The 10365-nt window shown below is 33.5% G+C and carries 9 protein-coding genes; 5 read left to right on the top strand and 4 right to left on the bottom strand.

Annotated features, from left to right (window positions below):
* Nucleotides 1-408: 408 nt before the first annotated feature.
* The 3 genes from PLJ10_09660 to PLJ10_09650 form a co-directional block, all read right to left on the bottom strand.
* Nucleotides 409-1791 carry an NAD(P)(+) transhydrogenase (Re/Si-specific) subunit beta gene (locus tag PLJ10_09660; protein ID HOK09915.1) on the bottom strand — a complete coding sequence of 461 codons (1383 nt, stop codon included), beginning with the start codon at nucleotides 1789-1791 and terminating at the stop codon, nucleotides 409-411.
* Nucleotides 1792-1832: 41 nt separating this feature from the next.
* Entirely contained in the window at nucleotides 1833-2114 is a 282-nt protein-coding gene (locus PLJ10_09655; protein HOK09914.1) for an NAD(P) transhydrogenase subunit alpha, read from the bottom strand.
* Between the two features lie 206 nt (nucleotides 2115-2320).
* A complete protein-coding gene (locus tag PLJ10_09650) occupies nucleotides 2321-3454 on the bottom strand; it encodes a Re/Si-specific NAD(P)(+) transhydrogenase subunit alpha (protein HOK09913.1) in 1134 nt (377 codons plus the stop codon).
* Nucleotides 3455-3965: 511 nt separating this feature from the next.
* Here PLJ10_09650 and PLJ10_09645 point away from each other — a divergent pair.
* The 5 genes from PLJ10_09645 to PLJ10_09625 are packed head-to-tail and all read left to right on the top strand — an operon-like array spanning nucleotide 3966 to nucleotide 8607.
* Entirely contained in the window at nucleotides 3966-4769 is an 804-nt protein-coding gene (locus PLJ10_09645; protein HOK09912.1) for a lipopolysaccharide kinase InaA family protein, read from the top strand.
* Between the two features lie 2 nt (nucleotides 4770-4771).
* A complete protein-coding gene (locus PLJ10_09640; GenBank protein HOK09911.1) occupies nucleotides 4772-5536 on the top strand; it encodes a lipopolysaccharide kinase InaA family protein in 765 nt (254 codons plus the stop codon).
* A gap of 31 nt (nucleotides 5537-5567) precedes the next feature.
* Entirely contained in the window at nucleotides 5568-6827 is a 1260-nt protein-coding gene (locus tag PLJ10_09635) for a HAMP domain-containing sensor histidine kinase (protein ID HOK09910.1), read from the top strand.
* A gap of 8 nt (nucleotides 6828-6835) precedes the next feature.
* Entirely contained in the window at nucleotides 6836-7102 is a 267-nt protein-coding gene (locus PLJ10_09630) for a hypothetical protein (GenBank protein HOK09909.1), read from the top strand.
* A gap of 26 nt (nucleotides 7103-7128) precedes the next feature.
* Nucleotides 7129-8607, top strand: a complete 1479-nt coding sequence (locus tag PLJ10_09625) for a tetratricopeptide repeat protein (protein ID HOK09908.1) — start codon at nucleotides 7129-7131, stop codon at nucleotides 8605-8607.
* Here PLJ10_09625 and PLJ10_09620 read toward each other — a convergent pair.
* Nucleotides 8588-10231, bottom strand: a complete 1644-nt coding sequence (locus PLJ10_09620) for an O-antigen ligase family protein (GenBank protein HOK09907.1) — start codon at nucleotides 10229-10231, stop codon at nucleotides 8588-8590. The two genes, PLJ10_09625 and PLJ10_09620, sit on opposite strands and share 20 nt — an antisense overlap.
* Nucleotides 10232-10365 lie beyond the last annotated feature (134 nt).

The raw sequence follows: 10365 nt of genomic DNA, 5'->3' as shown, positions 1-10365 counted from the left end.
CAAAGAAAATCTAACCACAGAGTGCACAGAGAACCACAGAGTTTTTTCAATCCTTTCCTCCATGTTCTTTATGATTTACTTATTTCTAAAGGTATAATGTATCGGGAGCATCCCTGCTCCCCTAAAAAACGATTTTTTCCACTGCAAATGATGATTGTAGTGTAATCAATCCATTCGGTAGTAGGGATAAATCTGTTACATAAATTCACTCTTCAGGGCAGACACACATGTCTACTACTATAAGAGTTTATATTTCCGTCAGATTTTGTCAAGAATAAAATGTATAATTTACATCAAGACCTCTTATATCGTTTGTTCAGAAATTTGTTTAATATTCCCAAAATAATTAACCCTTGCTGTATTTTCATACAACAAGGGTACCAAAATTACTACTAATGTTTGCAATAATTACTCTTGTGCTTCTTTGAACTGATTTACTAATGCTGTCAGAGTTTGTTTGGCATCGCCAAAAATCATTCGCGTATTTTCTTTGAAGAAGAGCGGGTTTTCTACGCCGGAGAAGCCTGAAGCAAGAGACCGCTTTAAGACAAAACAGGTTTTGGCGTAATCTACATTAATAATAGGCATTCCGTAGATGGCACTCTTGGGGTCTTCTCTTGCGGATGGATTTACAACATCATTTGCCCCGACTACAATACAAACATCAACGGTATCAATTATTGGATTAATATCATCCATTTCCAATAATTGGTCATAAGGGACATTGGCTTCTGCTAATAAAACATTCATGTGTCCTGGCATACGACCAGCAACAGGGTGAATGGCGTATTTCACTTCCGCTCCATTTTTTTCTAATAGGTCGGCTAATTCCTTGACTACATGTTGTGCCTGTGCCACTGCCATACCATAACCGGGCACAAATACGACGGAGCGAGCCGCTTCCAATACAAAATAAGCATCTTCAGGAGATAATGCTTTTACTTCACCGGTTACGGAAGTGCTCACTGCTCCTTCGGATGAACCAAAACCGCTAAATAAGACATTCGCAAGGGAACGGTTCATGGCTTTACACATAATTGCAGTTAGGATAATACCACTGGCACCGACTAAGGAGCCTGCTACGATTAATACGGTATTATTTAATACGAAACCAGAGGCACATGCTGCCATACCTGAGTAACTGTTTAATAAACATATCACGACGGGCATATCTGCTCCACCAATAGGGATGGTCACTAAAATACCAAGGATATTCGCCAATATCATTAATAATATGACTGCGGGATAAATTAAAGGACCATTGGGACTTGCAAAGAAAAGGACTCCAATCAGGATGCCTAATCCTAATACAACAGCATTTACTAACTGTTGTCCTTTAAATAAAATAGGTTTCCCTTGAATTTTTTCTTCTAACTTTGCGTAAGCAACCATACTTCCTGAAAATGTAACTCCACCAATCAGCATTGCTAAATAGGTAGCAAGTATTAAAACAATATTTTCAAGGCTGTATTCGCCATAACCTTTGCCTGTATAGGTAACATGGAAATCAGACCAACCTACCAACATGCTGGCAAGTCCACCTGTTCCATTAAAAAATGCGACAAAGCCGGGCATAGAGGTCATCGGAACTTTAATCGCAGCGATGGCTCCTATAACACTCCCAATAAGTCCACCAATTATTATCCACTCATAGGATTTAATTACCGGATTAACAAGCGTAACAGCAATTGCAAGGCACATCCCTAATCCGGAGATAATGTTCCCTTTAATGGCGGTTGTCGGTTTGCTGAGCATTTTCAGCCCCAGAATAAAGGTAACCGCCGATACCATATAGGCAACTTCAATTAATATTTTAATAGTCTCGTTCACGGCTACTTCCTTTCCTTCCCTTTGAACATTCTTAACATTCTGTCTGTTACAAGATAACCACCTGCTACATTTATCATTGCACAAATCATTGCGATAATACCGATACCTATTAATAACACTGAATCTCTCCCCTGTCCCGCTGCCAAACAGGCACCTACGACTGTAATTCCCGAAATGGCATTTGACCCGGACATAAGGGGCGTATGAAGTTGGGATGGAACTTTAGTCAATATTTCCACACCAAGAAATACCGCAATTAAGAACGTAAATAAAAGTAATGTCATCGGATTTAACGCTCTGGTACTGGGTAATGACTGTTCCGTTGCACATTCCGTTGCAACAACTGCGGGTGTTGTTGACATACCTGCATTACTGTCTGCCTTTACCTTTGGGAAACTTCCCAAAAATAAAAGGGATAGGACGGATACAAAAACTACCAAACTTACCCATCCCATCAATGGAATTTTATTTAGTTTTACTATCTTTTTTTTCATTGTGAACTCCTTGCCTTTTGTATTAATTCATTTCTTAATTTGCCTTCATGAATAATTAGACAACCATTTAATATTTCATCTTCTAATTTGTAATTAAACGATTTTGTTTCTTTATTCCAGAAGTGTTCCACTAAATTTCCTAAATTAGCAGAATACATTTGACTTGCATGAACTGCTACCCTTCCCGGGAAATTCTCTGCTCCAATCACAATAACATTGTCTATTATTACTTCTTCGCCGGGTTTTGAACCTTCGACATTTCCTCCCGTTTCTGCGGCAAGGTCAACAATAACACTACCGGGTCGCATTGCTTTTATCATATCGTTTGTAACGAGTAATGGTGCTTTTTTACCGAAGACCTGAGCAGTAGTTATTACTACATCAGACTGGGCTATAACTTTTTTCATTCCTTCCCGCTGTTTTTGCTTTTGTTCCTCTGTAAGTTCCAAGGCATAACCATCTTTAGTCTGACCTGTGGGTCCTACATCGATTTTTACAAACTTCGCTCCTAATGATAATACTTGTTCTTCAACCACAGGTCTTGTGTCGAAGGCTTCCACTCGGGCACCTAATCGTTTTGCGGTGGCTATTGCCTGCAAACCAGCAACACCACACCCAATAATAAAAATACGAATGGGTTTTAAGGTTCCCGCTGGTGTCATCATCATCGGAAATACCATAGGTAATCTATGTGCAGCAACGATAACTGCAACATATCCCGCTAAATTCGCCTGCGAACTCAGTGCATCCATTTTTTGTGCTAATGTGGTTCTCGGAATCATTTCCATAGATATTGCATTTACTTCATTCCTAATAAATTCATCTTGAATTGCAAAATCAAAGAAGGGTTCCAAATAACTAATATGTAAAGAACCTTTTTTCATTAATTTAATTTCTTCAATAGGAGGTTTCCGTAATCGAAGAACAATATCTGCATTTTTTAATCCATCTTCGCGTGCTATGACTTTTGCACCTACTTCAGTGTACTGTGCATCTGAATAACCGCAACTCCACCCCATATCGTGCTCAATACATACCTCTGCCCCTAACTTAACTAATTTTTTTACAGTATCAGGAACAATTGGTACTCGAGTCTCTTTGGGGTAAACTTCCTTTGGAATGAAAATCATAAAAATACCCTCTTCATCATTTAATTTTTCGTTTGAAAAAGAATTCCTTTCGTCAACTTAGTAAATAGTATAAGAAAATGTTATTAAAAACTTCAACTTTTCAAGTAACTTACCTACCATTAAATAATCATAAAAATTAAAAAAATATTTAAAAAATTTTAGAAAAAATACTTGACAAACTACTATATATTGTGCTACTATATATTTGGTGTTTGGGAATTGCATATACCCGATTCCTCAGACCAGCCCAAAACTTCGATATAAAATTGAATATGAATTTTCCTCTTGCGCCTACAGAGCAATTTCTCAGACACCCCCCGCTATTTAGGCGGTAGGTTCGCCCAAGCCTACCGCCTCCTCCCTTAACATACAAGTTGAGGTTTGTTTTTTTCACATATAGATTATTTACATTTATTCTATGTGCTTTTCTCTGGGTATAATATTCCTTATTTCAAAAATAATATTCACTTAATTTATAATTATTTCTAACCTTAAAATTTTAGATTTTTTTATGCAATTAAATTCAAATAATAATTATTCTTCACATCGTAAAAACAATTTACATTTAATTTTAAAGAACACTTTACCTTTACATATAGAACATGTATGTTCCAGTATTCTTAATGGGGACTTGCCACAGAATATAAAAACGTTATCGGTTGGTAGAGATGTTATATATCTATTACCCATAGACACAGAACATAAACTATTAATCAAGATATATACACATGGTGGATTGTTTAGTTTTTTTAAGTATTGGTTTTTAACAAATCGTTGTTTGAATGAATTTAATTTGTTCACCCGTATATTAGATAACAATTTGCCTGTTCCTGAGTATTTAGGCATTTTCTGGATTAAAAAACATGTTTTTTATAAATGTGGGGTTATTACACAATATATCCCAGACGCATATACCCTTGAAGAATTTTTAATATCTGATTCTATTTCTAACGATGAGAAACAAAATATTTCACTAAAAACAGGAGAGATTATAAAAAGAATGCATAGATTAGGGGTCTATCACAAAGATTTACAGACAAGAAACATCTTAATTGATTCTAAATCCAATTCTGTTTTTCTTATTGATTTCGATAAGGCAATGACTAAGAAGAATCTCAATAATTTTCATCGTTCCTTTAATCTTATCCGATTAAAACGTTCATTTATTAAAAGAAATATACCATTACATTTTTATAATACGTTATTAAAAGGATATGGAGATGTTACGTTTTCATTTTTAGCAAACCTTCTTGCATCTCCACATCTAACGTGGGTATCTATTAAAACCTTGATTAAGAAACACATAACTTTTTAGATATGACTATCATCATAAAAAAACAAATATATCATGCTCTGCTAAATAATAGAGATGTAGATATAGATGATTTGATAACCAAAATCAATTATGCGACAGAAATAATTAAAAAAACAGATAAATCTATTTCACTCAAAGTAGATAATTATTTTGTTAAGAAAACAACATACAGTCGTTTTGAAGGTATGATAAGGCATTTGTTACTTCGTAGGCGGTGTAAGAATGCCTGGAACATAAGCAGGTATTTAGATTCTCATTCTATTTCAACTCCTAAACCTATCGGGTATATTGAATTACGTCAGTATTTCATACCAGTCCAGCATATTTTTATAACAGAATTTATCAATGATAGTTGTAATGTTGAAATGTTTGTAAAGAATAAAATATATATCCAAAAAGGGGTCTCCTTGCCCGAATTTTTCAATTCTATTCATAATCTCATTTTTTCCTTATGGGAAAAGAAAATATACCACAAGGACGTATCGGGTAAGAATTTACTAACAACAGATGGTAAACGAATTTTTATCATTGATTTAGATTCGGCGATAATAAAGAGAACGATTTTATTAAAGGATAAATTGAAATCTCTTGTGCAATTATATGATTCTTTTTGTGATTTTGTTGATGAAGATACATTAAGAAATTTTATATTATCATTCTTACCTGAATTAAAATCTGATAAATGTGTGTTATTATTCAATCAAATTAAGGAACTTCAATCAGAACGAAGGATAAAACATTTAATACATTTAGAAAAATACAAATAGCACTCTATACATAGGACAAGAAGCTACTAATATGGATAATTCAGCAGAAAGTCAAATTACAAAATTATCGTGGGTTAATGAGGAAATACGAGGTTACGTTCAAGCTATCTACCGTGTTCAACATTTCTTTTCAAATTTAACGGATATAGACCAACTCATTACTATTATTACTGAGGAATGTAGAAAAGCGAGTAATGCGGAGGCAGGTTCTCTCTTGCTATACGATGAAAAGCGGAAAGAATTATCCTTTCAGGTTACATTAGGACCAGTTGGTTCAGAAATAACTAAAAAGGAAATACGTATTCCAATAGACCGTGGTATTGCAGGAGAAGTAGCAAGGACACTGAAACCGATAATTGTAAATAATGTCAAGAATGACCCACGTTTCTTTTCTGAGGTAGATACGTTAACGAACTTTTCTACAAGAAACTTACTTGCGGTCCCTATGATTGACCGTAAGCGCTTAATAGGTGTCCTTGAAATGGTTAACAAACTCGATGGAAATGATTTTACTCATGAGGATTTACGTTTCCTTGAAATTCTTGCCTCTTGGGCATCAACTGCAGTGGTAAATTCACAACTTATTCAGGAGAAACTACAATCGGAACGACTTGCTGCGATTGGATATACAATTACAGCATTGACGCATCACTTAAAAAATATTCTCACAGGGATGCTCACCAGTACTGAGCTTATGGATAAGGCACTGCAACAAAAAAACTATCCTATCGTTCATAAAGCATGGCCTGTTCTACGACGAACTTCATTTTTCGTTTCTGAATTTGTTCAAGATTTGCTTTTATTTTCAAAACCCCGCATCCCACAAAAGACGTATTGCAACCTTGAGAGTATTATAAATAAAGTAACTGAAATATTTTCCGACCTATTTAAAAGTCGAAACATCACCTTAACTATTAACCTTTCAGAAATAAAAGATGATGTATATCTTGACCCCAATGGTATTATGCATTGCATTACGAATCTCTTATTAAATGCTACAGATTTTATCCCAGAAAACGGGGGGCGTATTGATATCAAGGCAACATTTTCTAAAAATAATGGGTTAGTTATAACTATTTCTGATAATGGCAAGGGGATATCCGATGAGGATATCAAACACATCTTTGAGCCTTTCTTTACTACAAAGGGATATAAAGGCACTGGATTAGGACTTTCGGTTACGAAGAAAATTGTGGAAGAACACGGTGGAAAAATCACCGTTTCCAGTCAAATTAATAAAGGAACTCAATTTACACTAACAATCCCACAACCTCAAAAAACTAAAGGATAAGGAGTTAAATGAAACAGTTCAAAAATATTGAATCCGTTGGATGGATTTTTTGGATTATTTGTAGTCTATTACTTCTCGTCCCTAATTATTTTCTGGCTGGTTTTTTAGTGTATGATTATTCAAAGGGTACACGTATTGGTTTTACTATAGGTATGTCAGCTGTTGTAGGTGCAATTATTGCTTGGGTTGTCAATGAAATTTTGTATAGAATAAATTTAGCTAAATATAAAGAAACACGGAAAAAAGAACGAAAAAAGAAAAGAAAAAATAGTTAATTTTTTAATGAAAAGGTGATGGAACGTTGAACCTTCTTGACCTACTTGACTACGTTGAAAAAAATCCTAAAGACTATGAAAAACGATGGACATTAGCAAAAAAACTATATCAAAATAAAGATTATTCCTTAGCGTTAGACCATCTTACCGTCTTAGTTAACGAATGGGAACCACATATAAATGTTTACCGATTCTTGTCTGCAACACTTTACCGATTGGGGAAATATGAAGATGCGATAGAGAAATTAAAAAAAGCAATTGAAATCTGGGGTAATGAACCTGGCTTATATGAACAACTTGGCAGAATTTACGTTACTATTGGTAAATATGATTTAGCTAAACAAACTTATGAAAAATTACATGAGATATGTCCTGAACATAAATGGGCACATGTGGCGATTGAACGACTTAAACGACACATTGAAAGAAAAACTGTAAAAAAACGTCCCTTCCCTGTAATCCTTGCAACGGACTTTGATTTATTGCCCGAGTCAATTTGTAAACGTTGTGGCTCTGAAAATCCTAAAGATAATGACCACTGTTGGAAATGTGGAGAGACATTAAGACTTTCAACAAGCCCACCAAATTTATCAACCACGGGATTTTCTCAAAATGTTTTGATTAACTTAACACCTGAAATTATTACCTTATTCCTCGGTTTAGTCCTTATTATTTTTGTTTCAATCAACATATTTATGTCGCTCACATTTTGGCTACAAAAACCAACCCTTTTACATACACATTTATCATTCTGGGATATTTATCAAAATGAATTGTTATTATCTCGAATTATCACTGGATTTTCCCTTTTAATTATTTCACCCCTACTTATAAATTTAATTTCGAAAATTATGGGAGTTAAAGAAAGCATACATCCAAATCTTATTATATTGGTTGGAATACTGATAGCCTCTATTGTTTTCTTATTTTCATGGCTACCTAAATTCATTATCCTCTGGGGATTTGCATTTATCCCACTTTTTGCTTTTCTTATTATTTTAGGAACATTCGGCATCTCACTCCTTAAAGCCTTAAATATCTGTTTACTGTATATTTTATCCTTACTAATATCTACCATTTTACTTCTTACTCTATCCGAAAGTTATCAACTCAAACGGTTTATTAATCCTATTTCCCAAATTCCGTCTACTGTTAGTTTTTTCCGCACTCAATATCCAAATTCAACTCGTTCATTAGAAATAAAAAGTGAAGATGGTTCCCCCGTAATACGTAATATATTATGGAATAGCACTGGTTCTTATTGGCTGGATACACGCTCAAAAGAAATAACAATTACTTTATTTCTAAATGACGCTGATGAGTTTGTTCTTGAAGTAAATCGAGGGGAAACAAAACCTATAATTTATGAAAAACTAAGAAGCGAAAGATATAAAGTGAACTTACCTATTGAAACCGATACAAACTACACAATAAAAATATCTACTTCTAACAACACCCCTTTTGTAGCTATAGTACAAAGCCTTTTTATTGCAAATCTGAGTTAACTTTTACCCCTTCTTGAGCCTCTATATTATTGGGAAATCGATATAAACATTCACGATACCATCGGATACTTTCTTCTTTTTTTCCTAACTCGCTTGCACATCTACCTAATAATAAATATATAAACCCTGAGTCCGTCTTTTCTAATGCTTTTTTTAGAACATGATAGGCATTTTCATAATCTTTTTTTAGTATTAGTGATTGGGCATACCCTTCCCACGTTGCATAAGAGGCAAATCTTGATTTTACTAACATCTGGTAATGGCTCGAACAATCTATATGTAATATTAACTGTTTTTCTGCCTGCCTTAATTTATAATCAGGTAACCACAACGTATATGAAAGAAAAACCATAATAAATATTCCTAAAACAACTACTACATATCTCCATTTTCTATTTAAAAATAATTCATATCTGCTTAATATATTCATCACACTCTTAGTCCCAATATTTATATGGTTCATCAAAGAAAATAACGCTATACTTATATGAAATCCGCTAATAAATATGGGATTAAAAAGTGATGTTATTAAAAATACAATCCAAACATAATTCTTTCGATAAAGTATAATTGGTAGGAAATAGAAAATAAGTATTAATATCCCAATTATAATTCCACCTTCTGCAAGTAACTCCAAAATATCATTATGAGCATGCAAAGTTAACAATTCATTCCTATAATGAGTATTACCGTAATTTGAATGTAAAGCATCCCCCAAATATTTCGGGCTCCAATAATAATAATTTCCAAATCCAACCCCTAATAATGGATTCTTTAAAAACATTCTGATAGTACCGTCATATATCCATAGCCGTGTACGAAACCCAACATCACTTCCTGAAAAAGATTGTGTAATCCGTGGTATAACAGTAGGTAATGCTAAAATAAGTGCCAATAAAATGCCTAAACTTAAACCAATAGATAAATGATACTTATCTTCCTTATCCCTACCCATATCAAAAATAAAAAGAATAAAACAAAATAGAAAAGCAATCCATGATGACCGAGAATTACTCAAAAATAAACCGTATCCAAGAACAAAAGAACATAAAACAACATATAAATTCTTTCTTATAATTTCTTGTTTGCGAGTCAATAGCCAAATCATAGACAAGGCAATATACGAACCTGCAAGGTTTTGATTGCCAAATACAGAATATAGTTGTTTATACTCGGGAAATGTAGGGAATAGAACTGGTACTATATTATATTTTTGAATGATTAATGTTAATGAAATACCCAACCCAGAAATAATGATTCCTAAATCCATAGCATTTTTATAAGTACTCTTCACACAAAAATCATCTATAACAATAATATAAACTAAAAACAAGGTTAGTTCACTTACTCTAATCAACGTTTGTTCTGGCACTTTCGCATAAAATATGCTCAAACAAAAAAATAAAATTAAAATCAAGAATAATAGGGAATGAAGATTAACAACTAACGTTTCAGTTCGTGCCAAAAAAAATGGAAACAAGAGTAGAAGTAAACCACTCAACACAATTTCTTTGGGATATAGGAAGGAAGTGAACTCAAAAGAAAAAATTAAAGGAGGCAAAACAATTGATGAAAATATTAAGGTATGAATTACATTTTCATTTTTAAATAAATTCATATTCATATTTGATGATAAAGTTCATTTTTCACCTTTTCCATGAATTCTAATATTACCTCCCTTATAGTAAAGGTATGCTCTATTCGATTTATATTTCTATATATGCTATTATACTACCAATTTATTGGGCAATTAATTAG

The organism is Candidatus Hydrogenedens sp. (genome assembly GCA_035361075.1).
GTDB lineage: Bacteria > Hydrogenedentota > Hydrogenedentia > Hydrogenedentales > Hydrogenedentaceae > Hydrogenedens.
Note: the sequence above shows the minus strand (reverse complement) of the source record. Positions and strands in the feature narration are given on the sequence as shown.